A 22,437-nucleotide genomic window follows, 5' to 3' on the forward strand; every position below is an offset into this window, starting at 1 on the left:
GATTACCTTGTTACAGTGCCACTGACGAAGTCACCGCGCCACGCCAACGGTGAACACGCGATGAACGGGGTTAGCTGGCGGCGCGCAAGCCTCGCGGGATGCGCGGCAACGACATGGTCTTTGCAGGGCGGTTGGCTGGATTGCGGTGAGCGAGCGCATCACGAAGCATGGCGCGGCCACGGTGGATGCGAGAACGCACGGTCCCGAGCTTGACATCCAGGATGCGTGAGACTTCCTCGTAGGAGAAGCCTTCCATATCGCACAGGACAATAGCGGCACGGAACTCCGGCGACAACGCACGCAGGGCTTCTTGCACGTCGACATCCAAGTTGTTGAATTCGAAATAGCGTTCCGGGGTTACCGCGGTACCGGGCATCCGGTCTTCGGATCCCTCGGCGAAACGGTCGAAGCGGATCTTGCTCTTGCGCCGAGCCTGGTCCAGGAACAGGTTGGTGGTAATGCGGTGCAGCCACCCGCCCATGGTTCCGGGGGTGTAATTTTCCAAGGCTTTGAATGCGCGAACGAATGCCTCCTGCGAGAGGTCCTCGGCATCTTGGCGGTTACCAGTCAAACGGTAGGACAAACGGAAGACCCGTTGCCCATGTTCTTGGACCATCTGATCCCATGTCGGAGTCGTGGTTTCGGCAGTCACCGTAGAAGAAACTGTTTCACTTCGTGCATTGTTCACACTCCAAGTATGAAATGGGAAGCTGAGCTGAAGCTAAGAATACCCTGCGCGAGAACCTCCAAGTTCAACAACTTCAGGTAACGACGTAGGTACGATGGGAACTGGCCCCGCCAATTCAACCCTTGAGGACCTCCGCCGATGCCATCGATGAATCCAGAACTCTTCGCGAGCTGGACCTACACCCAGAACCACGTCAACGAACCAGAGCATGTCGCCCCGGTTCGCGAACGTGCGGAAGACCTGGGCGTGCGCTGCATCGATCAGGCCGGCCGCTCGATGCTGCAGATGCTCTGCACCCTGCGCCAGCCGCGCAATATCGTGGAGATCGGATCCGGTGTGGGTGTCGCATCGCTGGCGATGCTCGAGGTCATGGGCAACGCCATGACGTTGACCGCGATTGAATCGGATCTGGAGCACGCCAACGCGATGCGCCAGGGCCTGCGCGATTCAGGCATCCCCACCGCCCGCGCCCGCATTATCAATGAGCGCGCAGAGAACGTGCTCTCGCGCTTGGCCGACCACGCCTACGACCTGGTACTCATCGACGCCGGCGCTGAGCTGCTGCTCGAGTACGTGGCCGAGGCCAAGCGGCTGGTCGGAACCGGCGGGGTGATCATAGTGAACAACGCCTATGACGAGCACCGCCTGGCCAAACCCGCGGTTCGCCGCCCCTCCACCGTCACGACCCGAGATGCGCTGCGCATGCTGCGCGAGGACCCGCGCTTGCAGACCCACCTGTTCCCTACCGAGCAGGGCCTGTTTGTGGCCACTGTCCTTCCTGCCAAGGCCGCGACCCGCCTCTAGCCGCTGATTTCGGGAAAGACAAAGGACCGACATTTCTGTCGGTCCTCGATTGCCGCACCAGCAACCCGTGCGGCCAAAGCTAGAACTTGGGCAAGCTTACTCAGTTACCTTGAGCAGGCACTCACGCAATTCGGTTGCCTCGTCGTTGTTCAACTCGACTACCAGTCGTCCGCCTCCGTCGATTGGCAGGCGCAAGATGAGGCTGCGGCCTTCCTTAGCGACTTCCATTGGTCCATCACCGGTGCGTGGCTTCATAGCAGCCATTAAGCTGTTCCCTTCGTCTGTGGCTAACGCATGCACTGGCGCTTGCCGTGCATACAACCGAATGCCTAGTCCATCCTCAGCAAGGATTCCCTGCTGAGTTGGGACACTTATCTTTTATTATTACTAATTTTCGCCCGTGTCGCTAATCACACGCCGTGACTCAAGGTCACGAACCGTATTCTCCAGCTCGGTAATTTCTGCCGCGAGGACATCGAGCACCTCATCCACCTGGTCGCAGCGGTAACCGCGCAAGCCCAAGGAGAAGCGAACTTTCTCCACATCTTCAGCGCGCGGATTCTTGGCCAGCAGCACCGGCGGCAACGAAGCCTGGTGCTCTACCAATCCCGTGATGGGCTCCCCAGTGGATTCGAAGTGGCGACCTGCCGGTACATTCTTCCGCTGGCTGGACAGCAGCAGCGCAACAGCACCCACCAGCAATACTGCGATGGCAACAAGGAGCAACGGCATCGCCTACTGCCCCTTCGCCAGGTCGCCGACCTTCAGGTTTTCTTCATGCGCACGCAGCACCAGATCCACCGCTTCATCAGGATCATCGGTGATAGTGAACAAGTCCAGATCACCGGGGGAAATGGTGCCTTCAGCAACGAGCGTCTTGGTCATCCAGTCCACCAAGCCGCCCCAGTATTCGGTGCCCACAAGCACAATCGGGAAGCTGGTGATCTTCTTGGTCTGGACCAAGGTCAACGCTTCGAACAGTTCGTCCAGGGTGCCAAAACCCCCGGGGAGCACAATGAAGCCCTGCGAGTACTTCACGAACATCGTCTTGCGCACGAAGAAGTAGCGGAAGTTCAGGCCCTTGTTGACCCAGGCATTCAGTCCGGTTTCAAAAGGCAGCTCAATGCCCAGGCCTACGGAAACGCCGTCCTTGTCAGCAGCTCCCTTGTTGGCCGCTTCCATGGCGCCGGGGCCGCCACCGGTGATGGTAGTGATGCCTTCCTCGGCCAAGCGGCTGCCGACACGCTGGGCCATCGCATAGTACGGGCTGCCTGGATCCGTGCGCGCGGAACCGAAAACCGCGATGGCAGGACCGGTGCCGGCCATATTTCCAAAGCCAGAGACGAATTCCGATTGGATTCGCAACACGCGCCACACGTCGCTATGCGTGACATCGACCTGCGGGCTTTCCAGAAGATGGTGGTCAAGCTGATCTTCCGGTTGCTTTCCTGGCCAGCTCGCTTCGATGTGGCGCTTTTGCCCGACCCGGGCATTTTCTTCACTCTTACGCTGATGAACCATAGCTTCACTCTATCGGTTACTCCTGCGCATCTTCGGATGTGACCTACCGCGGATTGGAGAACAGTTTGATAACAACTAGGTGTGACATGGTCGACGGGTCGCGTAGTCGCCGTCACATCAAGTAATGTCTACAACATGAAAAGCGATCATCAGGCTCAAGCTTCTTCTGAAGGCCCTATCGTCCAGCTGACTGGGGTCAATAAGCACTACGGTGCGCTGCATGTGCTCAACGGCATCAATCTCGAAGTGACCAAGGGCGAGGTCGTTGTGATCCTCGGCCCGTCGGGCTCGGGCAAGTCCACGCTGTGCCGCGCCATCAACCGACTGGAAACCATCGACGAAGGCACCATCAAGATTGATGGCAAGACCCTTCCCGAAGAGGGCAAGGCACTGGCCAATCTCCGGGCCGATGTCGGCATGGTCTTCCAGTCCTTCAACCTCTTTGCCCACAAGTCGATCTTGGAGAACGTGACCCTCGGTCCGATGAAGGTCAAGGGCATGAAGAAGGATGAGGCCAAGAAATTGGCGATGCAGCTGCTGGAGCGTGTGGGCGTGGCCAATCAGGCCGGCAAACTGCCCGCACAGCTTTCTGGCGGCCAGCAGCAGCGTGTGGCGATCGCCCGCGCACTGGCCATGAAGCCGAAGGTGATGCTTTTCGACGAGCCAACCAGTGCCCTGGACCCGGAAATGATCAACGAGGTCCTGGACACCATGGTGGGTCTTGCCAAGGAAGGCATGACCATGCTCGTGGTCACCCACGAGATGGGCTTCGCCCGCAAGGCGGCGGACCGCGTGATCTTCATGGCCGACGGCCAGATCGTCGAGCAGGCCACTCCTGAGGAATTCTTCACCAATCCCAAATCCGACCGTGCCAAGGATTTCCTTGGCAAGTTGATCACCAACCACTAATTTCATCATCACGCATCCAATAGGAGGAACAATGCGCAAGACTCGTTTCGGCACTGTAGCCGCAATGGCCGCCGTCGCAGCCCTGGCCCTGACTTCATGTGGCGGCTCCGGCGACAGCGAAGCCGACGGCGACAAGATCCGCATCGGCATCAAGTACGACCAGCCGGGACTCGGCTTCAAGGACGGCGATAACTACACCGGTTTCGACGTTGACGTCGCCAAGTACGTAGCCAGCGAACTGGGCTACACCGAGGACAAGATCGAATTCATTTCGGCACCGTCGGCCAACCGCGAGACCATGCTGCAGAACAACCAGGTTGACATGATCTTCGCAACCTACTCGATCACCGATGAGCGCAACAAGGTTGTCGACTTCGCTGGTCCATACTTTGTCGCCGGCCAGGACCTGCTGGTTCCATCCGACTCGGATATCGCCGGCCCAGAAGACCTCGATGGCAAGAACCTGTGCTCGGTCACCGGTTCCACCTCGGCCCAGAAGGTCAAGGACAACTACGCCCAGAACACCAACCTGCAGGAACTTCCGGGCTATGCAGAGTGCACCACCCAGATGAGTGGCGGCACCATTGACGCGGTTACCACCGATGACATCATCCTTGCCGGCCTGGCTGCGCAGCCTGCCTACAAGGGCAAGTTCAAGGTTGTCGGCGCGCCATTCACCGAAGAGAACTACGGCGTGGGCCTGCCTGATGGCACCGACAAGTGCGGCGACATCAATGCGGCAATCACCAAGATGATCGAGTCCGGCGAGTGGCAGAAGGCCCTGGACAAGAACACCGAAGGCACCGGTTACAAGCCGAACGCTGAAACCAACCCGCCAACCCTTTCGGATTCCTGCGCCTAGCAGCATCTGATGCGATGGGGGCCAAACGCAGCGTGTTTGGCCCCCATCTGCAATCTGCGTTTCCCAGGTACCAGCTAATGCAGGTACCGGACCCATAGCCGCTTGGCCGGTTTTCCGGCCATCGAGACAGAGGCTTGCAGTGGAGAATTACTTATCCATATTCACTGAGTACGACATTCCCGGAGCTTTCTGGGTCAATATCCAACTAACTTTCTGGGCTGCCATTGGCGCCCTCGTGCTGGGCACCATCTTGGCCTTGCTGCGCATCTCCCCCGTGGGGAGCTTCCAGGCTCTGGGCACCAGCTACGTTAACCTGATTCGCAATACCCCGCTGACCATCATCATCCTGTTCTGCGTGCTGGCCCTCTACGGCCAGCTCGGATTCGTGCTCAGCAGCGATTTCCAGGGAAACTTCTTCCGCCTCGCCGTCCTTGGCCTTGCGGTTTACCACGCGGCGTTCGTGTGCGAAGCGATCCGCTCGGGCGTGAACACGGTTCCCCTGGGACAGGCAGAAGCTGCTCGTGCCATCGGCCTGAGCTTCTTGCCCGCAGCGCGCTTGGTGATTCTGCCGCAGGCCTTCCGCGGCGCGATTGTCCCCTTGGGCAACACCTTGATCGCCTTGATCAAGAACTCCACCGTCGCAGCGGTCGGTTCGGTTGCCACGGAATCCTCCTCGGTCATGAAGACCATGATTGAGTTCCGCGCAGATATCGTGATCCCGATCTTCTTGACCTTCGCAGTGGGCTTCGTGATCATCGTCATTCCGGTGGGCCTGTTGACTACTTGGGCTTCTAAGAAACTGGCGGTGGCACGATGAGCGCGTCGATTCTTTTTGATACTCCCGGGCCAAAGGCCCGCCGCCGCATCTTGGCGGTAAACATAGTCGGCGCCTTGATTGCCTTGGGCATCGTGGCGTGGATCGTCCTCGGCCTGGCCGCCAAGGACCAGATGCAGCCTTCGCAATGGGATGACTTCATCGAAGGCAGCACCTGGAAGAACTACCTGCTTCCGGGCTTGTGGAACACCACCAAGGCAGCAGTCCTGGGCATCATCGGCTCGGTGATCTTCGGCCTGATCTTCGGTGTCGGCCGCTTGGCGCAGAATAAGCTGATCAACGGAATCTCCACCGTGATTGTCGAATTCTTCCGCGCGGTACCAGTGCTGCTGATGATCGTGTTCTTCAACGTCTTCTTCTCCCGTTCCCTGCAGCTGTCAGGTGATACGGCGATGTGGGCCGTGGTCGCCGCGCTGATCTTCTACAACGGCTCGGTCGTTGCGGAGCTGGTCCGTTCCGGCGTGCACAATCTGCCCAAGGGACAGCGCGAGGCAGGCATAGCGATCGGCCTGACCCGTGGCATGTCGCTGCGCCACATCGAGATTCCGCAGGCGCTGGTCGCCATGCTGCCGGCGTTGATCGGCCAGTTCGTTGTGATCTTGAAGGACTCGGCTTTGGGCTACATCATCAGCTTCAACGAGTTGCTGTTCTTCGCCCGCACCTACTCCTCGCCTAACGGCAACGTCCTGCAGGCGCTGATTGTGGCGGCAGCCATCTTCATCATCATCAACTTCACCTTGAGCAAGATTGCCGTGATTGTCTCGCGCCGGCTGAGCAGCCGGGTGAAGAAGGAGAAGAATACCCCGGCCGGCCCGGCCGCAGCTATAGTCGGCGCCCCAGCCGGCCTCGACGTGCCAGCGCCACAGGATCCTTCCGATCCCAAGGCCTAGCAGCTGAAACAAAAAATCTCCGTACCGCATGATTCACGCGGTACGGAGATTTTTTGTCTCTTCAAAGGCTGATCATCCCAGCCTCTGCGCTAGCCCAACCAAGTGCGCAGGGTCTGCAGGCAATCGCGGATGGCCTGCTGCGGCACATGCTCATCATCGCTGTGCGCCAGCAGCGCATCGCCCGGGCCGAAGTTCACGGCAGAGATGCCCAGGGCGGAGAAGCGGGAAACATCGGTCCATCCGTATTTCGGCTTCGGTTCCTGGCCCAGTACCTTGATCAGGTCTGCGGCGATCTCCTGGTCCAAACCGGGTTTGGCGCCATCAGCGCCATCGGTGCGTTCAATGTCGAAGCCGTCGAAAAGCTCAAGGACCACGGCTTCAGCTTGGGCCAGTGTCTTGTCCGGAGCGAAGCGGTAGTTCACTTCCACCTCGCAGTAATCGGGAATCACGTTGCCGGCAATGCCGCCGGCAACACGGACCGCGTTCATGCCTTCACGGTAGTCCAAGCCCTCAACGGTGATGGTCCGGGGCTGGTAGGCAGCCAAGCGCTGCAGGATCTCCCCCGCGTCGTGGATCGCGTTATGCCCCATCCAGGCACGTCCCGAGTGGGCTGCCTTGCCGCGGGTGCGGATGACGAAGCGGCTGGTTCCGTTGCAACCGCCTTCGACGGTGCCGTCGGTCGGTTCCAGCAGGATCGCGAAGTCTGCCTCCAGGAGTTCCGGGCTGTTCTTGGCCAGGCGGCCCAGACCGGATTTGGCTGCTTCTACTTCCTCGTGGTCGTAGAAGACGTAGGTGATATCGTATTTGGCCTCAGTCAGTTCTGCAGCCAGCGCAAGCTGCACGGCGACCCCGCCTTTCATGTCCGTGGCACCACGGCCATAGAGCACCCCGTCGATGACTTCTGCGGGCACGGTGCCCTTGGCGCCCTCGGTGCGCGGCAAAGGCACGGTATCTAGGTGCCCGGCCAGCACGACGCGGCGTTCGCGGCCAAAGTTGGTGCGCGCTACGATGGCGTCCTGGTCCCGGTGCACCTCAAGGTGCGCCAGCTTCCGCAGCGCCTGGTGCACCTTGTCGGCCAGCTCTTGCTCGTTGCCGGAAACGGATTCAATGTTCATGATCTGCTCGGTAAGCAGGGCAACGTCTTGCTGCAGGTCCAATTCGTTCACGGCTGGCTACGTCCTGAGTCTCTAGCTTCACTTTTTTGTCATTTATCAACGTTACTCCGGGCAACAAAGATACGATCAGTGTATGACTTCAGAATCTGTGACATCCAGCGAATCATCTGTCCGTTTAGCCTCAGCCCATGGCCTGGCAACGGTCGCATCCGATGGAACGATCCTTGATGTTTGGTACCCGGCTCCAGTCTTGGGCGAACTCGCCAAGGCTGAAGGGCTCTCCGGTGAACTCGCTGCCGCCGCGCAGGACGATGCAGCCCGCGGCACCACCCAGAAGGTCGTTTCACTGACCATTAATCTTGATGTCGCACCAGCTGACACCGCCGATGTGTGGCTGCGCCTGCACCTGCTCTCGCACCGTCTGGTCCAGCCGAACAGCATCAACCTCGACGGCATCTTCGGCCACCTCGCCAATGTCGTGTGGACCAACTTCGGGCCTTGCCAGGTAGAGGGGTTCGAGGTGACTCGCTTGAAGCTGCGCGCCCGTGGAGCGGTCACCGTGTACGGCGTGGACAAGTTCCCGCGCATGGTCGACTACGTGGTCCCAGCCGGCGTGCGCATTGCCGACGCTGGCCGCGTGCGCCTCGGCGCCCACCTGGCCGAAGGCACCACCGTCATGCATGAAGGATTCGTCAATTTCAACGCCGGCACCTTGGGCACTTCGATGGTGGAAGGCCGCGTGTCCGCTTCGGTCGTTGTCGGCGATGGTTCGGATGTCGGCGGCGGCGCCTCGATCATGGGCACCCTCTCCGGTGGCGGCAAGGAGCGCATTGTCATTGGCGAACGCGTACTGCTGGGCGCCAACGCCGGTGTAGGCATTTCCATCGGTGACGACTCGGTAGTGGAAGCTGGCCTGTATGTGACCGCCGGCACCCGTGTGGTTCTGGGCGAGAAGCAGGTCAAGGCGCTGGAGCTTTCCGGCGTGCCGAACCTGCTCTTCCGCCGCAATTCCATCACCGGCGCCGTTGAGGCGTTGCCGCGCGCCGGCCAGACCGTTGAGCTGAACAGCGCACTGCACGCCAACTAGTTCTTGCCCTGCAGTCCAACTGGCAGATCACGGAAGTGATCTGCCAGTTTTTTATTGCTGGGCTATCCGCCGGGGAAGATGATGGTCACCATCGGCTGGATGAAGCCGTGGAAGGCCTTGGAGTCGCGTAGCAGCGACGTACTGGCCACGATGGTAGCCGTGCCGGTCAGCCATGCCCTGGGCTCGTCCAGGGGCACGTCAATGAGCTGGATTTCCTGGCGGGTGGATTGCATGCCGTGCTCCACCCCGTGGTCGATGAGGATTCTTTCCAGCTCATCCATGCGGTGCGGCACGTACTTGCCACTGTTTTCTGCAAAGTCCTGGGCATGCTGCTGGGCAAAAACCGTGGCCTGGCCGTAGTGCGCGCGGGCCAGCCGGGCCAGGGCCGGGTAGCCGTCGTCTTGAAGCCGTTCAATCAGTGCATCGCTGGCCGCCGGCTCCTTGGCCGGCGCTATTGCGGTCAGCGAATCCCACCAGGAGCTCCATTCCTGCTTGAGCTGTCCATGCGAGTCGTCGATCTTGTTGCGGTTCTTGATATTGGAAGCCAGCCGGCTATTGGGTCCGGCCTCCGCGGGGTGGACGCCTGACAGTTCGCGCAGGTACAACGCCATCAGCATATTCTGATTGGTATTTATGGCTAGCGACCAATTATTTCCACGACGTTGGTACATGCATACCACCTGACTCTTCGGCACACTTGTCGTTCCCTCTGCCTCATAGGATACTCCCGAAGTACCGCTTAAAACAGGGAAGGACCTGTCGCCCCACTTGTGTGGGAAGACAGGTCCTGCCGCCGGGATCCGGAAACTCGCCCTAGGCCTGGTAGCCGGGATAGTCGCGAGCGGTTTCACCCATGTACAGCTGGCGTGGGCGGCCGATCTTCAGCTCAGGGTCCTTGATCATTTCGCGCCACTGTGCGATCCAGCCTGGCAGACGGCCGATGGCGAACAGCACGGTGAACATCTTCTCCGGGAAGCCCATTGCGGTGTAGATCAAGCCGGTGTAGAAGTCCACGTTCGGGTAGAGCTTGCGCGAGATGAAGTACTCATCATTCAGCGCAGTTTCTTCCAGCTTCATCGCGATCTCAAGCAGCTCGTTCTTGCCCTGCTTTGCCAGCAGGTCGTGAGCGGTCTTCTTGATGATCTTGGCGCGTGGATCGTAGTTCTTGTACACACGGTGGCCGAAGCCCATCAGGCGTACGCCGTCTTCCTTGTTCTTGACCTTCTGCATGAAGTCTTCTGGGGAGATGCCGGAGGACTGGATCTCGCGCAGCATCTTCAGCACGGCTTCGTTGGCGCCGCCGTGGGCTGGGCCGGACAGTGCATGGATACCTGCAGAAACCGAAGCGAACATGTTGGCTTCGGAGGAACCGACCAGGCGCACGGTGGAGGTGGAGCAGTTCTGCTCGTGGTCAGCGTGCAGGATCAGCAGCAAGTCGAGGGCCTTGACCACATCCGGATCCGCAAGGTAGGGCTCGGCAGCGGTGCCGAAGCACAGGCGCAGGAAGTTCTCGACCATGTTCATCGAGTTGTCCGGGTACAGCAATGCCTGGCCGATGGACTTCTTGTGCGCGTACGCAGCCAATACCGGCAGCTTTGCCAGCAGGCGCAGGGTCGAACGCTCAACCTGTGCGTCATCCTTCGGATCCAGCGAATCCTGGTACCAGGTCGACAGGGCCGAAACAGCCGAGGACAATACCGGCATCGGGTGCGCGTCGCGCGGGAAGCCGCCGAAGAAGCCCTTGAGCTCTTCGTGCAGCAGGGTATGGCGGCGCAGCGAATTGTCGAACTCGGCCAGCTGATCAGCAGTCGGCAGTTCGCCGTAGATCAGCAGGTAGGTTACCTCGATGAAGCTGGACTTCTCGGCCAGCTGCTCGATTGGGTAACCGCGGTAGCGCAGGATGCCCGCGTCGCCGTCGATGTAGGTAATCGCGGACTTGGTAGCCGCGGTGTTCATGAAGCCGGGATCGTAGGTCACGTTCCCGGTAGTCTTCAAAAGTGGGGCTACGCCAAATCCGTCATTGCCCTCTGCTGCCTGAATTACTGGCAGCTCGAGGTTGGATTCTCCAAAGTGTAGCTGTGCAGATGTGGTATCTGTCATTGCATCTCCTAACCGGAAAGCGTGTAGTTCCGAAAGGTCAGTCGTCACCGTAGAACATACCGCGATTTGACCCATTCAAGCTAATTAGGGTGTCATCTTCACCGGTTGGCGGAAGAATTCAACCGTTCAGCGGCAGCCGCGATCCGCTCATCGGAGGCGGTCAAGGCCACGCGTACATGGCGTTCCCCCGCGGTGCCGTAGAAGACGCCAGGACCGGCAACGATGCCCAGTTCCGCCAGCGCCCCGATGGTTTCGAAGCTTGGCCGCCCAGCGGTGCACCACAGGTACAGTCCTGCCACCGAATCATCGATGGCCAAGCCGAAGTTCTCCAGCGCTGGCCGCAGCATGGCCCGGCGTGCCCGGTACAGCTCGCGCTGCGCCGCAACATGCGCGTCGTCATTCAATGCCACCACCATGGCGTGCTGGATTGGACCGGGCACGATCATGCCCGCATGCTTTCGGCTGTTGACCAGAGTTGGCATCAGGTTTGGGGCGCCGGCAACGAAAGCGGCGCGGTATCCGGCGAGGTTCGACTGCTTGGACAGCGAGTACAGGGCGAACAGGTCATCGAGGTTTCCTCCGTTGACCGCCGGGTCCAGGATGCTTGGCACCTGGCCCTCGTATTCATCCCAGCCCAGTTCGGCGTAGCACTCATCGGAGGCCACGACGGCACCCATTTCACGCGCCTGGGCCACGATGCTTGCCAGCTCGGCGGTAGCACGGACCTTGCCGGTCGGGTTGCCTGGCGAGTTGACCCAGATGAGCTTCACGCGTTCACGCTGCTCAGCAGTCAATTCCGAAAGGTGGTCGGTGGCGATGGGGGTCGCGCCGACCAGCTGGGCGCCGATGTCATAGGTGGGGTAGGCGATCTCTGGACGGACCACGATGTCGCCGGCACCCAGGCCCAGGAACAGCGGCAGCCATGCCACCATTTCCTTGGAGCCGACCGTTGGCATGACATCATCGGTGCTCAAACCGGTGACATTGCGGCGACGGGCGAACCAGTCGACGATGGCCTGGCGAACTTCAATGGTGCCGTGCGTGGTCGGGTATCCGTGCGAGTTCGCCGCCTCGGCCAGCGCCTGCTGGATCAGCTGCGGCGTGCCATCGATCGGCGTGCCGATCGACAGGTCCACGACTCCCCCCGGATGCGTGGATGCTTGCTCGCGGTATGGGGCAAGCTGGTTCCAGGGGTAATCGGGGAGCTCAAGCATAAAAGTGAAAACCTAGCCTTGGTTCTGTGGTGGCAAGGCGCTGATCAGTGGGTGGTCAGTGCCGGTGTTACCAATTTTAGCGGCGCCGCCCGGGGATCCAAGTTCGTCGAAAAAGTCGACGTTTGCCTTGTAATAGTCGGCCCATTCATCCGGCACGTCATCTTCGTAGTAGATGGCTTCAACGGGGCAGACAGGTTCGCAGGCGCCGCAGTCAACGCATTCATCAGGGTGAATGTAGAGCGAGCGCTCACCTTCATAGATACAATCTACCGGGCACTCTTCGACGCACGCCTTGTCTTTAACGTCGACGCACGGCTGAGCGATGATGTAAGTCACGAGGGCCGAGACCTTTCCTTGCACTGGGTGGTTTCAACAGGAGCTAGTGGTTTCCTCAGATGCTCTTTGAATCCTTTACCAGCTCAAACTACAGTCTAGTCCTGATACCCATGCATCGGACCGCCCATTGGCTCGCTGTGACGTAATCGACCATTCACATTTCAGCTTCCCGGGGTCCAGATGAATTCTTCTTACGAAAAGATGACGTTTCCAAATGCTTAATTTCAGTGATGTGACGCCCGGTGAACGGCTTGTTGTCCGCTACCGCTTGGCCGACGGGCGGGCCGGTGAGCATTTTTCCGATGCACTGGGCGAGTTGCAGGAAGTGACGGAGGAATCGGTGAGCATCCAAACCCGAGCTGAACTGGTATGCATCCCCCGCGCGGCGATCACTCACGCCAAGCGGGTACCGCCGGCTCCGACGCGCCGCAGGCCCCGTGCCCCTCGCGCCGAGTAGCAGCCTGCAAGCCGCGCAATTTTCCTGCTTCCAGGTGTTACTGCCGCGGGCACACCCATACCGCTTGGGACGACATGTGATTTGAAACTGCCAATCACTCAGCGCTTTTCGCGTATGCTGTTTCCATGCCCTCCGATAAACTTGTCCAATCGCGAGCACGAGCTCTCAGCTCCCCGCTGAGGCTTCGCATCTTGCGCTTGTGCCTCCATGAGTCACGAACGAACAAGGAAATTGCGGACATTCTCGATTTGAATCCCGCCACCTCCTTGCATCACGTGCGAACCCTGGTCAGCAACGGTTACCTCGCGGCAGAAGAATCGCGCCGAGGCAACCGTGGCGCCAAAGAAGTGCCCTACCGCAGCACCAAGCAGTCCTGGGGCACGCGCATTCCCGACGCGGCCCCCATGCTGGTGGACACCTTCCTGCAGGAAATCGAGGGACTTGATCCCCAGGAGATACAGGTAATCCGCTTGGGCCTGAAGCTCAATGAAGAAAGCCAGAAGGATCTCATGAGCCGGCTGCGCGCTGTGATCGAGGACTACGCGATGCGAGATCCGGATCCAGACGGCGTTGCCACCTCGTTGTTCTTGGCCCACCACCTGGATATCACCGGCAATGCGCGCAAAGACCAGTAGCCTGCTTTTCGCCTAGTTAAACACAGAAGGAGCTCTTCCCGTTGGGAAGAGCTCCTTCTGTTTTCAGTTCTGGCGTTGTTGCTTGCGCAGCACTCGCAAGGAGCACAGCAGGGCAATCACCGATGGAATAACCATTCCATACATCCACAAGGCCGAGGCCAGCGTTGGCCCGGGCAGGTACTTGTAGTACTCCATGCCCAAGATCAGCTGGTCATCGCCCACGTAGGAAATCAGGCCAACGGTCACATAGCAACCGATGAACCCCAGCGCACCGGCCCACAGCTTCGATGAAGAAACCGCAGCCCAGTACACCAGAACTCCGAGCAGGAGCCAGGCCAGACCCACACCCCAAACCAGCGGGATGTCGTTTCCGACATAGCTGATGGAGGCGTGGATTGCGGTCCCGAATAATCCTGCTGCCACGGCGGCAACAACACCGCGCCAGAGCGCGGAGAAGTTGCTGCCGAGGGATTTGCGCTTATTAGGAGCGAGCGCGTGCACGGGTAGCCTTGGCACGGTCGTTGGCGTTCAGCAGAACCTTGCGGATGCGGATGGCTTCCGGGGTAACCTCAACGCACTCGTCTTCGCGAGCGAATTCGAGCGACTCTTCCAGGGTCAAGTTACGTGGTGGGGTCAGGTTCTCGAACGAGTCCGAGGAAGCAGCACGCATGTTGGTGAGCTTCTTTTCCTTGGTGATGTTCACGTCCATGTCGTCGGCGCGGGAGTTCTCGCCGACGATCATGCCCTCGTAAACCTCTTCGGTTGGCTTCACGAAGAAGTTCATGCGCTCCTGCAGGTTGATCATCGCGAATGGAGTCACAACGCCTGAACGGTCGGCAACGATCGAACCGTTGATGCGGTATTCGATTGGGCCTGCCCATGGCTCGTAGCCTTCAGCCAGCGAAGCAGCAATGCCGGCGCCGCGGGTTTCGGTCATGAAGCGGGTACGGAAGCCAATCAGGCCACGTGCTGGAACCATGAATTCCATGCGAACCCAGCCGGTGCCGTGGTTAGCCATGTCGGTCATGCGGCCCTTGCGCGATGCCATCAGCTGGGTGATAGCACCCAGGTACTCTTCAGGCACGTCGATGGTCATGCGTTCCATTGGCTCGTGAACCTTGCCGTCAACCATCTTGGTAACAACCTGTGGCTTGCCAACGGTCAGCTCGAAGCCTTCACGGCGCATCTGCTCAACGAGGATGGCCAGTGCCAATTCGCCACGGCCCTGGACTTCCCAAGCATCTGGACGCTCGGTAGGCAGGATGTTCAGCGAAACGTTGCCGATCAGTTCCTTGTCCAGGCGATCCTTGACCTGTCGTGCGGTGACCTTGGCACCCTTGACCTTGCCAGCCAGTGGCGAGGTGTTGATACCGATGGTCATCGAGATCGCAGGTGGATCAACGGTGATCAGTGGCAGCGGCTTAGGGTTCTCAAGGTCGGTGAGGGTCTCGCCGATCATGATGTCTTCGATACCGGCAACTGCAACGATCTCGCCTGGACCAGCTTCGTCAGCTGGAACGCGGGTCAGGCCCTGGGTGGCCAGCAGTTCGGTGATCTTGACCTGCTTCATGGTGCCGTCCTGGCGAGCCCAGTTAACCTGCTGGCCCTTGCGCAAGGTGCCGTTGATCATGCGCAGCAGCGCCAGGCGGCCAAGGAATGGCGAAGCGTCAAGGTTGGTGACGTGGGCCTGCAGGACTTCACCTTCGGTGTAGGTCGGTGCAGGAACATGCTTGATGATGGTCTCGAACAGTGGCTCAAGATCTTCGTTGTCCGGCAGGGTGCCATCGCCAGGCTGGTTCATCGAAGCGTAGCCGGCCTTGCCCGAGGCGAAGACGACAGGAACGTTCAAGATTGCGTCCAGGTCCAGATCCGGAGCTTCGTCAGCCAAGTCCGAAGCCAAGCCCAGCAGCAGGTCCATGGAGTCGGAGATGACGCCATCGATGCGGGAGTCGGGACGGTCGGTCTTGTTGACCACGATGATCACTGGCAGGTTGGCGCTCAATGCCTTGCGCAGCACGAAGCGGGTCTGCGGGAGCGGGCCCTCGGATGCGTCAACGAGCAGAACCACGCCGTCAACCATGGACAGGCCGCGTTCCACCTCGCCACCGAAGTCGGCGTGGCCTGGGGTGTCAATGACGTTGATGGTCATCTTCTTGCCCTCGGCTGCTGGGCCGTTGTAGAACACGGTGGTGTTCTTAGCAAGAATGGTGATGCCCTTCTCGCGTTCCAGCTCACCTGAGTCCATCACGCGATCTTCGGTTTCACCATGGCTGTCGAATGCGCCAGTCTGCTGGAGCATGGCGTTGACGAGGGTGGTCTTGCCGTGGTCAACGTGCGCAACGATGGCTACATTGCGAAGTTCATCGCGAGTAATGGTGTTTGCTGACATGCGTGAAGGCTCACTTCCGCTCGAAAATTTGGGTCTGTGGAGTCGGGGCCAAAGTCGACCCAACAATCCAGTTTACGCGCTCGAGACTCATAGTCTGTTGATCTGTGTCAGAACATACAGGAATTTCATGTATCAGTCGCAAAGAATTCAGCGGATTGACCGCGTTGGCATCCAAAAACGCAGCTTGCTAGGCCCAAAGTTGACTTCAATTTCCGGGAGTTCAGCGTCCAGCAAGCCGCCGCATTTTTCTATGGTGGATTTTGAACCGATGTTATCGGAATCACAGGTAACCAGCGCATGTTCAATTCCTGATTCGCGAAGTTCCTGCAACCCGAATTTGCACAGTTCCTGTGCCACACCACGGCGACGATACTCGGGAATTACACCATAGCCGATATGTCCGCCGACCTGAAACAGGCTCTCGTTGATTTCATATCTGACGGAAACCCGACCTACCAGATCCCCATCGTCAAAGGCGGCGAACAGCGCCGAGCGAACCCAGCCTTCTGGAATGTGCTCGCCTCGGCGCCCTGCCTTCATCCGGTAGATATAGTCTTCCCAGTCCTCGGCGGCAGACCAAGTTGGCAAGAACTCGAAGTCTTCGCGAAGCATCAAGTGGTGGGCGTCGATTGCCTGCTGTTCGTCCTGGCTTTCCAATTCACGGATCTCCAGCGTCTTTCCCAACGTCATAGCGCCAGTATGCCAGAGCGCCTTCGCCTCCCACCGGTGAATTGCGCGCCAAAGATGCGCCTGAGCCCTAGTAGGCCACCTGCTGGCCCCGCACTTGCCTGGCCCATTCCACGGTTCCGCCGCTAAGGCTGTAGACCGCAATGCCTGCATCCCGACCGGACATGGTGATCCGCGCCGCCTGCTGCGAACGGGCACCGGTTTTGCACACGAATACGACCGCCGAAGCGCTGTGCGCGAGCTTTCCCAGACCCCGTTCTTTGAGCTGCGCGAGCGGAAGGTGCTGGCTGTGCGGGATCGCTATGATGTCGCGCTCCCAGGATTCGCGCACATCCACCAGCAATACCGGTTCGTCCGCTTCCAGCTCCGCTAGCTGCTGAACCGTGAGCTCCGGGACATGCCCTTCGGCAGCGCAGGAAACCGGCAGGTACTCCCCCAGCCCGGTCACCGGCTCACGTTGCGGATCCCTGGCGAAATCGAGGCTCCGCACACTGGCTTCCAGCGCATCATAGAGCCAGAGCTTGCCGCTCAGTGTGGTCCCGATTCCGGTAATGAGCTTCAGGGCTTCGGCGCACATCACCGAACCGATAACGCCGCACAGTGCGCCGAAGACTCCTCCTTCGGCACAGCTGGGCACGGAGTCCGCGTCGGGGATTTCAGGAAAAAGATCACGCAGCATCGGGCCGGTGCGCGGATCGAAGACGGACACCTGCCCGGAGAACTGGAAGAGGGTTCCCCACACCAGCGGGGTGCCGGTGATTTCCGCGGCATCATTGGACAGGTACCGCGTGGCAAAGTTGTCGCTGCCGTCGATGACCAAGTCGTATTCACTGAAAAGCGCCACGGCGTTGGATTCATCCAGCTTTTCATCCACGGTGATGATCCGGACGTTCCGGTTCTGCTCGTGGGCCATCCGCCGCACCGAATCCACTTTCAGGCGCCCTGCATCCTGTTGCCGGTGCATGGTTTGTCGTTGCAGATTGGACAGCTCGACGGTGTCATCGTCGATGATCCCGAGGGTGCCGATTCCCGCAGCGACCAGGTAGCTGGCAATGGGACTGCCCAGGCCCCCAGCTCCGATAACCAGCACCTTGGCGTTGGCAATGCGGCGTTGCCCTTCTTCTCCCACCCCGGGCAAGGACAAGTGCCGGGAGTAGCGCGCCAGCTCTTCCGGTTCCAGCTCCGCGCCGGGTGCTACCAAGGCTTCCCGGCTCACGAGAAGTCACCGACCAGGGTTTGCATCATGCCTTCGGCCGGCGAGGAGGCCAGTGCGGTATCGCGGCGCGGGATCCGGCCAGCGAGCCGCGCGGCGCGCCCGGCACGCACGGCATCCTTCATGGCCCTGGCCATGAGCGGCGCGTTGTGCGCCCGGGTCACCGCGCTGGCCAGCAGCACCGCCTCGCAGCCGAGCTCCATGGCCAGGGCCGCATCCGAGGCAGTGCCCACCCCGGCGTCAAGGATCACCGGTACCTGCGCGCGGGAGACGATGGTGGAAATATTGTGCGGATTCAGGATCCCCAGGCCCGAGCCGATCGGCGCTCCGGCCGGCATGATTGCCGCAACCCCGGCGTCCTGCAGGCGCTGGGCAAGTGCCGGATCATCATTGGTATAGGCGAAGACCTGGAACCCGTCGGCCACTAGTTGCTCGGTGGCCGCATGCAGTTCCAGCGGGTCCGGCAGCAGCGTGTGCTCATCGGCAATGACTTCGAGCTTGATCCAATTGGTTTCCAGAGCTTCACGGGCCAGGTGCGCGGTGAGGATCGCATCGCGGGCGGTGAAGCATCCAGCGGTGTTGGGCAGCGCAATCACGTTGTTGCGCTGCAGCAGTTCATACACGTTGCCTGCGCCGGCCGCCGAAAAGTGGCGGATGGCCACGGTGGTCAGCTCCGTTCCGGAGGCCTGCAGGGCGCTTTCCAGGGTGGTCAGCGAACTCGCTCCCCCGGTGCCGAGGATCAAGCGCGAGGACAAGGTGCGTCCGGCGATCTGGAATGGGTCGCTGTGGATGTCCAGCTCGGTGATGTTGCGCGTTTCCATGCCTAGCCTCCCTGGGCCGCGGTAACGAGTTCAATGCTGTGCCCTTCGGCCAGCAGATAGCTATTCCAGGCGCTGCGTGGAACGACAGCGCCATTGACGGCGGCGGCAACTCCGAGCTTGCTGCCGTCAGCGGCCACCGAGTTGGCGTCCAGTTCCTTGCCGATTTGCGTGCTGATGAATTCGCGAAGGGTGGTTCCTTCGTCCAGGTTCAGTTGCCGTGAATTGAAATTGATGCCGATGCTTGTCATGGTTGCTGCTCCGTTCGGTGAGCGGTCTAGGTTGCGTTGGCAAAGCGGTGGGGATCCACAGCTTGGTGCAAGGGGTGGGATTGGTGGCCGTGGGCGAGATCCGCAGTGAGCGTTGCGCCCAGCGGAGCCAGCAGCACGCCGTGCCGGGAGTACCCGGTGCAGAGCAGCAGCCCTGGATCAAGGCGTCCAAGCAGCGGCCGGTCATCTGGCGTGGCGGGACGTGCCCGGGCCGTTGCCTCGTTCAGCGTGCAGTCGCTGATGCCGGGGACCAGCTTTCTCGCGTTGTCCAGCAGCAGGTGCATCGCGCCAATGTTCACCGCTTGTTGCCGGTCTTCACGGACACTGGCGCCAAGGACGAGGCTGCCGTCCCTTCTCGGCACCAGATACACCTGTTCCCGGTGCACGATGCCGCGGATGGTGCGGGTGATGAGCGGCGGGCCTGCTGGTCCCTGGATCCGGAGGATGTCCCCGTAGACCGGACGCAGCGGAAGTTCGTTCAAGCCATCGAGGGTGCCAAGACCGGTGGCCACGATGGTCTGCTCCGCTTCGAGGATTCGGCCCGATGCGGTGCACACAGCGGTGGTCCGCTTCCCGTCGGTCACCAGTGCCTGCGCCCGTTCCTCGACCAGGTGCGGACGCATATGCTCCAACAGGATCTTGACGATGGATCGAGGGTCGACCTGGTGGTCATCTTGGCACAGGACCGCGCCAGCAATATTGGCGGCCAAGGCTGGTTCGAGCTTGCGGGCTTGGCTGGGCAGCAGCTTTTGCGCTGACAGGCCGAGGGATATCTGCAGTTCGGCCAGCTCGTGCAGGGCTTCGCGGTCCGCAGGCTCTGCGGCGACAACGAGCGTGGAGTTCTGCAAGTAGTCCGGGCGTTGCCCGGTGGCCGATTCGATGCGCTCGATGAACTGCGGATAGGCGGCATTCGAGGCGGCAAGCAGCTGGTGCAACGGGCCATTGCCCCAGACCGTTTCAGCTGCCGGGGCCAGCATTCCTGCTGCCGCGTAGCTTGCACCTTGGCCGGGTGCCGGATCGATGAGGGTGACGGTGTGTGCGCGTGATTCCAGCTCGAACGCGACGGCCAGGCCGATTATCCCGGCGCCAACAATGTTGACATGCACAAGGGCACGCTTCCTTCCTACGGCGGCATGACCCGCATCAGGTGTAGCGGTCGGCTCGGTGCCCTCTCAGCCTGGTCGAATCAGGCTCCCGCGGATTACAGCGATTATAAGCATGATGCAGCTCATAAAGTCGAACTTCACTGAACGCAGTTCCGTCATCTTCTGTGATGTACTTGCTGACATGGCATTCCATGACTTCCCTATCGTGCTTTCCCAAGGTTCTGCGCTATCCAGCACCATCATCTCGTTGGAGCAAGAACTCTTGGAATCCAGCCAACGCCATAGCCAGGAGCAATTGCAGCGGCGCTTGCATCCTCGGTTCGCCGAGGTGGGAGCCAGCGGGCGAGTCTACGATCGCGAGGCCATCATTGCCCAGCTGGCCCAGGAGCCGGCACGGGATGCCGGGGCGTTGAAAGTCGAAAGCCCGGTGGCTCTCCAGCTTTCAGACCAGCTGGTGCTGCTGCGCTGGAAGCTGCTCTCCGGTTCCCCCAGCGAACGCAGTTCACTGTGGATCCATGAGCAGGGCCGCTGGCAGCAGCTCTTCCACCAGGGCACGGCCACCGCTCATCCGCAGCCATCTGCAGGACCGAAGGAAACCGTGCATGCCGACGGTGAATTCTCGGTGCGCCGGCTGCGCCTTTCGGATGCCGAAGCGGTCTTCGAGGCATTCTCCTCGAACCCCGACATGTTGCGCCAAGGCGACGCCGATTCCCCGCAAAAGGCTGAGTCGTATGTGCGCGCACTGCTGGAGGCCGGGGAACGCCAGCAGGCGATGGCCGTCGCATATCGGGATCGGCTGGTGGGACTGGTGTGCGGTACGGTCGACCCGGCCAATCGGAACGCGTGGATTTGGTATTGGATGAACCAGAATTACCGGGGCCGGTGGCTGGCCACCCGCGCCGTGGCAACCTTGGTGGATTACCTGTTCGACGAGCTGGGACTGTACCGCTTGGAGCTGGGCTTGCGGGCAAATAATCCCGGGTCGAAGCATGTGGCAGAAAGCAACGGCTTCCTGCACGAAGGTGTCGAGCGGGGCAAATTCCTGGTTGCCGGAGAACGCATCGATGTGCACACCTACGCGCGGTTGCGTACCGATGGCGGCTCTGCGGTCATGCCCTTGCCGTGGGGCACGCAACAGTAGCTTGGCGGGCATCAAAAAGTCGCGGAATCCGGTTTTGGATTCCGCGACTTCTTATCTGTCCCTCAGGTTTTGTGATGCGTGGTTAGATGCCTGGGTTCGATGCCGGTGGCGTCGAGTCCGGGCCATTGGTGGCCTGTTGGGCCTCCATCTTTTTCAGCGTGCGGGCCGCAGCATCACGACCGCCGAGGCCAAAGGCCAGAGCCGCTGCCAATGCTGCGCCAATGACGATTGCGCCGAAGGCCATGTTGATGATCGAATCGGCGATACCCATGTACTTCAGGCCCATCGCCACGAACAGCGCAATTGCCGTGTAGCGGATGATCTTCGAAGCAGTAGTGTCACCCAAGAAGCGGCCAATCACATTGGCGATGACGAAACCTGCGGCGATAATTGCTGCGCCGAAGAGGATCTTGCCGCCCAAGGCCAGGATCTCATTGAGGATATTGGTGATCGCTGGGAAGTTCAGCATCTGGGCCGCCATCACACCGAAGAACAGCACGATAGCAATCTTGACGATGCCAGCGATGATTCCCGAAGCGCTCTTGCCCTCGGGAACTACGCCCCACTGGGCAACAACAGTGTCGGTACCCACGCCGTGGAGGGTGGATTCAAGTAGCTGCCCGACGAACTTGGCAATCAGGATACCCACGGCCAAGAGCGCCAAGGCCATGATGACCTGCGGGATTGCGGTGAAGACCAGCTGCAGCATCTGCTGGGCAGGTACCGAAATTGCCGCGATGCCCAGAACCTGCAGGGCTGATATTGCGACGACTAGCAGGATCAAGGCGAAGACGATGTTGGCAATGATGTCAACGATCTTCGCTTGGGATTCGCGAGACTGAACTTCATCTACTAGTTCGTTGCCTGGGGTGACCTTGCGGACCAGTCCGCTAAAATCGACAGTTCCCAAACCGGTCCTCAGCAGCTGGCGAACGATATTCGCGATGACGTAGCCAATGAAGAAGATGAAGCCCGCACCGATGAGGTTGGGGATGAAGGCCATGACGCCGCCGAGCATGCCTTGCACCGGCGATAGCACTTCGGATAGAGCGAAGACCTGCAGGATTGCCACGAGGCCGAAGAGCCAGACAATCAACCCCGCGACCTTGCCTAGGGATTGGCCTATTTGTTCTCCGTCATTGCCCTGCTTTTGCAGGAACTTCACCCTGTTCACCAGTTTGGCGGCAGCCCAACGAATTATGCGTGCAACTAGCCACGTAATGATGAGGATGATTAGCGCGATGCCAACCTTTTGTAGCATCGACGCCCAGTCGATATTGTCTAAAACGTTCTCAGACTGCATTGCTGCTCCTTCAACGTAGGGACAGTCCGACCCTACGATGAAGGTTCTCCGCTGACTA

26 protein-coding genes and 1 riboswitch are annotated in these 22,437 nt (G+C 60.2%); of the genes, 9 read left to right on the forward strand and 17 right to left on the reverse strand.

Features of this window, described 5'->3' with window-relative positions; translation table 11 throughout:
• Positions 1-70: 70 nt before the first annotated feature.
• Positions 71-688, reverse strand: a complete 618-nt coding sequence (gene sigE, locus ACIP6G_RS01885) for an RNA polymerase sigma factor SigE (protein ID WP_105657526.1) — start codon at positions 686-688, stop codon at positions 71-73.
• 138 nt (positions 689-826) lie between these two features.
• Between sigE and ACIP6G_RS01890 the strand changes: the two genes are divergently transcribed.
• Complete coding sequence (locus tag ACIP6G_RS01890) at positions 827-1,492, forward strand: O-methyltransferase (protein ID WP_105657527.1); 666 nt, start codon at positions 827-829, stop codon at positions 1,490-1,492.
• Between the two features lie 96 nt (positions 1,493-1,588).
• Here the strand turns inward: ACIP6G_RS01890 and ACIP6G_RS01895 are convergent, their stop codons facing one another.
• The 3 genes from ACIP6G_RS01895 to ACIP6G_RS01905 all read right to left on the reverse strand — a co-directional run bounded on the left by ACIP6G_RS01895 (position 1,589) and on the right by ACIP6G_RS01905 (position 3,013).
• Positions 1,589-1,756: a DUF3117 domain-containing protein gene (locus tag ACIP6G_RS01895; protein WP_013349509.1), complete on the reverse strand. Its 168-nt coding sequence runs from the start codon at positions 1,754-1,756 to the stop codon at positions 1,589-1,591.
• Positions 1,757-1,879: 123 nt separating this feature from the next.
• Positions 1,880-2,224: a DivIVA domain-containing protein gene (locus tag ACIP6G_RS01900; RefSeq protein ID WP_400288361.1), complete on the reverse strand. Its 345-nt coding sequence runs from the start codon at positions 2,222-2,224 to the stop codon at positions 1,880-1,882.
• A gap of 3 nt (positions 2,225-2,227) precedes the next feature.
• The gene (locus tag ACIP6G_RS01905) at positions 2,228-3,013 is read right to left on the reverse strand and encodes a TIGR00730 family Rossman fold protein (protein ID WP_105657529.1); all 786 of its coding nucleotides are present in this window, start codon (positions 3,011-3,013) and stop codon (positions 2,228-2,230) included.
• 177 nt (positions 3,014-3,190) lie between these two features.
• On the opposite strand from ACIP6G_RS01905, the gene ACIP6G_RS01910 reads away from it, so the two are divergent.
• From ACIP6G_RS01910 to ACIP6G_RS01925, 4 genes are all read left to right on the forward strand, one after another.
• Positions 3,191-3,922 (forward strand): amino acid ABC transporter ATP-binding protein, encoded by a 732-nt coding sequence (locus tag ACIP6G_RS01910; protein WP_181148852.1) that lies wholly within the window; start codon positions 3,191-3,193, stop codon positions 3,920-3,922.
• A 31-nt stretch (positions 3,923-3,953) separates the two neighbouring features.
• Positions 3,954-4,784, forward strand: a complete 831-nt coding sequence (locus tag ACIP6G_RS01915) for a glutamate ABC transporter substrate-binding protein (RefSeq protein ID WP_105657531.1) — start codon at positions 3,954-3,956, stop codon at positions 4,782-4,784.
• A gap of 139 nt (positions 4,785-4,923) precedes the next feature.
• Entirely contained in the window at positions 4,924-5,601 is a 678-nt protein-coding gene (locus ACIP6G_RS01920) for an amino acid ABC transporter permease (protein ID WP_105657532.1), read from the forward strand.
• Complete coding sequence (locus ACIP6G_RS01925) at positions 5,598-6,509, forward strand: amino acid ABC transporter permease (RefSeq protein WP_105657533.1); 912 nt, start codon at positions 5,598-5,600, stop codon at positions 6,507-6,509. Before ACIP6G_RS01920 ends, ACIP6G_RS01925 begins: the two co-directional genes overlap by 4 nt.
• Before the next feature lie 89 nt (positions 6,510-6,598).
• Here the strand turns inward: ACIP6G_RS01925 and dapE are convergent, their stop codons facing one another.
• Positions 6,599-7,675, reverse strand: a complete 1,077-nt coding sequence (gene dapE / locus ACIP6G_RS01930) for a succinyl-diaminopimelate desuccinylase (RefSeq protein WP_105657534.1) — start codon at positions 7,673-7,675, stop codon at positions 6,599-6,601.
• An 82-nt stretch (positions 7,676-7,757) separates the two neighbouring features.
• Here dapE and dapD point away from each other — a divergent pair, with 82 nt between their 5' ends.
• A complete protein-coding gene (dapD, locus tag ACIP6G_RS01935) occupies positions 7,758-8,711 on the forward strand; it encodes a 2,3,4,5-tetrahydropyridine-2,6-dicarboxylate N-succinyltransferase (protein WP_105657535.1) in 954 nt (317 codons plus the stop codon).
• Between the two features lie 62 nt (positions 8,712-8,773).
• On the opposite strand, the gene ACIP6G_RS01940 is transcribed toward dapD, so the two are convergent.
• The 4 genes from ACIP6G_RS01940 to fdxA form a co-directional block, all read right to left on the reverse strand.
• Entirely contained in the window at positions 8,774-9,322 is a 549-nt protein-coding gene (locus tag ACIP6G_RS01940) for a hypothetical protein (protein WP_133833694.1), read from the reverse strand.
• A gap of 202 nt (positions 9,323-9,524) precedes the next feature.
• On the reverse strand, positions 9,525-10,811 hold the full coding sequence (locus ACIP6G_RS01945; RefSeq protein WP_105657537.1) for a citrate synthase: 1,287 nt from the start codon (positions 10,809-10,811) through the stop codon (positions 9,525-9,527).
• Between the two features lie 98 nt (positions 10,812-10,909).
• Positions 10,910-12,025: a succinyldiaminopimelate transaminase gene (gene dapC, locus ACIP6G_RS01950; protein ID WP_400288364.1), complete on the reverse strand. Its 1,116-nt coding sequence runs from the start codon at positions 12,023-12,025 to the stop codon at positions 10,910-10,912.
• Positions 12,026-12,037: 12 nt separating this feature from the next.
• A complete protein-coding gene (fdxA, locus tag ACIP6G_RS01955) occupies positions 12,038-12,361 on the reverse strand; it encodes a ferredoxin (protein ID WP_013349521.1) in 324 nt (107 codons plus the stop codon).
• A gap of 214 nt (positions 12,362-12,575) precedes the next feature.
• Here fdxA and ACIP6G_RS01960 point away from each other — a divergent pair, with 214 nt between their 5' ends.
• Complete coding sequence (locus ACIP6G_RS01960; protein ID WP_400288366.1) at positions 12,576-12,818, forward strand: hypothetical protein; 243 nt, start codon at positions 12,576-12,578, stop codon at positions 12,816-12,818.
• A gap of 125 nt (positions 12,819-12,943) precedes the next feature.
• Complete coding sequence (locus ACIP6G_RS01965) at positions 12,944-13,453, forward strand: helix-turn-helix domain-containing protein (RefSeq protein ID WP_105657540.1); 510 nt, start codon at positions 12,944-12,946, stop codon at positions 13,451-13,453.
• A gap of 63 nt (positions 13,454-13,516) precedes the next feature.
• On the opposite strand, the gene ACIP6G_RS01970 is transcribed toward ACIP6G_RS01965, so the two are convergent.
• The 7 genes from ACIP6G_RS01970 to thiO all read right to left on the reverse strand — a co-directional run bounded on the left by ACIP6G_RS01970 (position 13,517) and on the right by thiO (position 19,935).
• Positions 13,517-13,954, reverse strand: coding sequence for a hypothetical protein (locus tag ACIP6G_RS01970; RefSeq protein WP_105657541.1), 438 nt, complete (start codon positions 13,952-13,954; stop codon positions 13,517-13,519).
• Complete coding sequence (gene typA / locus ACIP6G_RS01975) at positions 13,935-15,842, reverse strand: translational GTPase TypA (protein WP_105657542.1); 1,908 nt, start codon at positions 15,840-15,842, stop codon at positions 13,935-13,937. Before typA ends, ACIP6G_RS01970 begins: the two co-directional genes overlap by 20 nt.
• A gap of 147 nt (positions 15,843-15,989) precedes the next feature.
• Positions 15,990-16,532 carry a GNAT family N-acetyltransferase gene (locus ACIP6G_RS01980; protein WP_400288368.1) on the reverse strand — a complete coding sequence of 181 codons (543 nt, stop codon included), beginning with the start codon at positions 16,530-16,532 and terminating at the stop codon, positions 15,990-15,992.
• A gap of 67 nt (positions 16,533-16,599) precedes the next feature.
• Positions 16,600-17,745: a molybdopterin-synthase adenylyltransferase MoeB gene (gene moeB, locus ACIP6G_RS01985; protein WP_400288370.1), complete on the reverse strand. Its 1,146-nt coding sequence runs from the start codon at positions 17,743-17,745 to the stop codon at positions 16,600-16,602.
• A complete protein-coding gene (locus ACIP6G_RS01990) occupies positions 17,742-18,563 on the reverse strand; it encodes a thiazole synthase (protein ID WP_400288372.1) in 822 nt (273 codons plus the stop codon). The genes moeB and ACIP6G_RS01990 overlap by 4 nt, the downstream gene beginning before the upstream one ends.
• A 2-nt stretch (positions 18,564-18,565) precedes the next feature.
• Positions 18,566-18,811 (reverse strand): sulfur carrier protein ThiS, encoded by a 246-nt coding sequence (gene thiS / locus ACIP6G_RS01995; RefSeq protein WP_105657546.1) that lies wholly within the window; start codon positions 18,809-18,811, stop codon positions 18,566-18,568.
• 26 nt (positions 18,812-18,837) lie between these two features.
• Positions 18,838-19,935, reverse strand: a complete 1,098-nt coding sequence (gene thiO / locus ACIP6G_RS02000) for a glycine oxidase ThiO (protein WP_400288374.1) — start codon at positions 19,933-19,935, stop codon at positions 18,838-18,840.
• Positions 19,933-20,037, reverse strand: a riboswitch (TPP riboswitch). It overlaps the preceding gene by 3 nt.
• Positions 20,038-20,116: 79 nt before the next feature.
• On the opposite strand from thiO, the gene ACIP6G_RS02005 reads away from it, so the two are divergent.
• A complete protein-coding gene (locus ACIP6G_RS02005; RefSeq protein ID WP_400288375.1) occupies positions 20,117-21,076 on the forward strand; it encodes a GNAT family N-acetyltransferase in 960 nt (319 codons plus the stop codon).
• Between the two features lie 82 nt (positions 21,077-21,158).
• On the opposite strand, the gene ACIP6G_RS02010 is transcribed toward ACIP6G_RS02005, so the two are convergent.
• Complete coding sequence (locus tag ACIP6G_RS02010) at positions 21,159-22,379, reverse strand: mechanosensitive ion channel (RefSeq protein ID WP_400288377.1); 1,221 nt, start codon at positions 22,377-22,379, stop codon at positions 21,159-21,161.
• Between the last annotated feature and the right edge of the window lie 58 nt (positions 22,380-22,437).

The organism is Glutamicibacter sp. NPDC088483 (assembly GCF_044753145.1).
GTDB lineage: Bacteria > Actinomycetota > Actinomycetes > Actinomycetales > Micrococcaceae > Glutamicibacter.

Excerpts from the sequence above, each read along its gene's own strand:
- ACIP6G_RS01905 (WP_105657529.1), bottom strand. The coding sequence starts at position 3,013 with ATGGTTCATCAGCGTAAGAGTGAAGAAAATGCCCGGGTCGGGCAAAAG.
- ACIP6G_RS02005 (WP_400288375.1), top strand. The coding sequence starts at position 20,117 with ATGGCATTCCATGACTTCCCTATCGTGCTTTCCCAAGGTTCTGCGCTA.
- ACIP6G_RS01940 (WP_133833694.1), bottom strand. The coding sequence starts at position 9,322 with ATGGCGTTGTACCTGCGCGAACTGTCAGGCGTCCACCCCGCGGAGGCC.
- ACIP6G_RS01900 (WP_400288361.1), bottom strand. The coding sequence starts at position 2,224 with ATGCCGTTGCTCCTTGTTGCCATCGCAGTATTGCTGGTGGGTGCTGTT.
- thiS (WP_105657546.1), bottom strand. The coding sequence starts at position 18,811 with ATGACAAGCATCGGCATCAATTTCAATTCACGGCAACTGAACCTGGAC.
- dapC (WP_400288364.1), bottom strand. The coding sequence starts at position 12,025 with ATGCTTGAGCTCCCCGATTACCCCTGGAACCAGCTTGCCCCATACCGC.
- dapD (WP_105657535.1), top strand. The coding sequence starts at position 7,758 with ATGACTTCAGAATCTGTGACATCCAGCGAATCATCTGTCCGTTTAGCC.
- ACIP6G_RS01945 (WP_105657537.1), bottom strand. The coding sequence starts at position 10,811 with ATGACAGATACCACATCTGCACAGCTACACTTTGGAGAATCCAACCTC.
- ACIP6G_RS01890 (WP_105657527.1), top strand. The coding sequence starts at position 827 with ATGCCATCGATGAATCCAGAACTCTTCGCGAGCTGGACCTACACCCAG.
- ACIP6G_RS01925 (WP_105657533.1), top strand. The coding sequence starts at position 5,598 with ATGAGCGCGTCGATTCTTTTTGATACTCCCGGGCCAAAGGCCCGCCGC.
- ACIP6G_RS01990 (WP_400288372.1), bottom strand. The coding sequence starts at position 18,563 with ATGGAAACGCGCAACATCACCGAGCTGGACATCCACAGCGACCCATTC.
- typA (WP_105657542.1), bottom strand. The coding sequence starts at position 15,842 with ATGTCAGCAAACACCATTACTCGCGATGAACTTCGCAATGTAGCCATC.
- ACIP6G_RS02010 (WP_400288377.1), bottom strand. The coding sequence starts at position 22,379 with ATGCAGTCTGAGAACGTTTTAGACAATATCGACTGGGCGTCGATGCTA.
- ACIP6G_RS01980 (WP_400288368.1), bottom strand. The coding sequence starts at position 16,532 with ATGACGTTGGGAAAGACGCTGGAGATCCGTGAATTGGAAAGCCAGGAC.
- ACIP6G_RS01965 (WP_105657540.1), top strand. The coding sequence starts at position 12,944 with ATGCCCTCCGATAAACTTGTCCAATCGCGAGCACGAGCTCTCAGCTCC.
- ACIP6G_RS01895 (WP_013349509.1), bottom strand. The coding sequence starts at position 1,756 with ATGGCTGCTATGAAGCCACGCACCGGTGATGGACCAATGGAAGTCGCT.
- ACIP6G_RS01960 (WP_400288366.1), top strand. The coding sequence starts at position 12,576 with ATGCTTAATTTCAGTGATGTGACGCCCGGTGAACGGCTTGTTGTCCGC.
- ACIP6G_RS01915 (WP_105657531.1), top strand. The coding sequence starts at position 3,954 with ATGCGCAAGACTCGTTTCGGCACTGTAGCCGCAATGGCCGCCGTCGCA.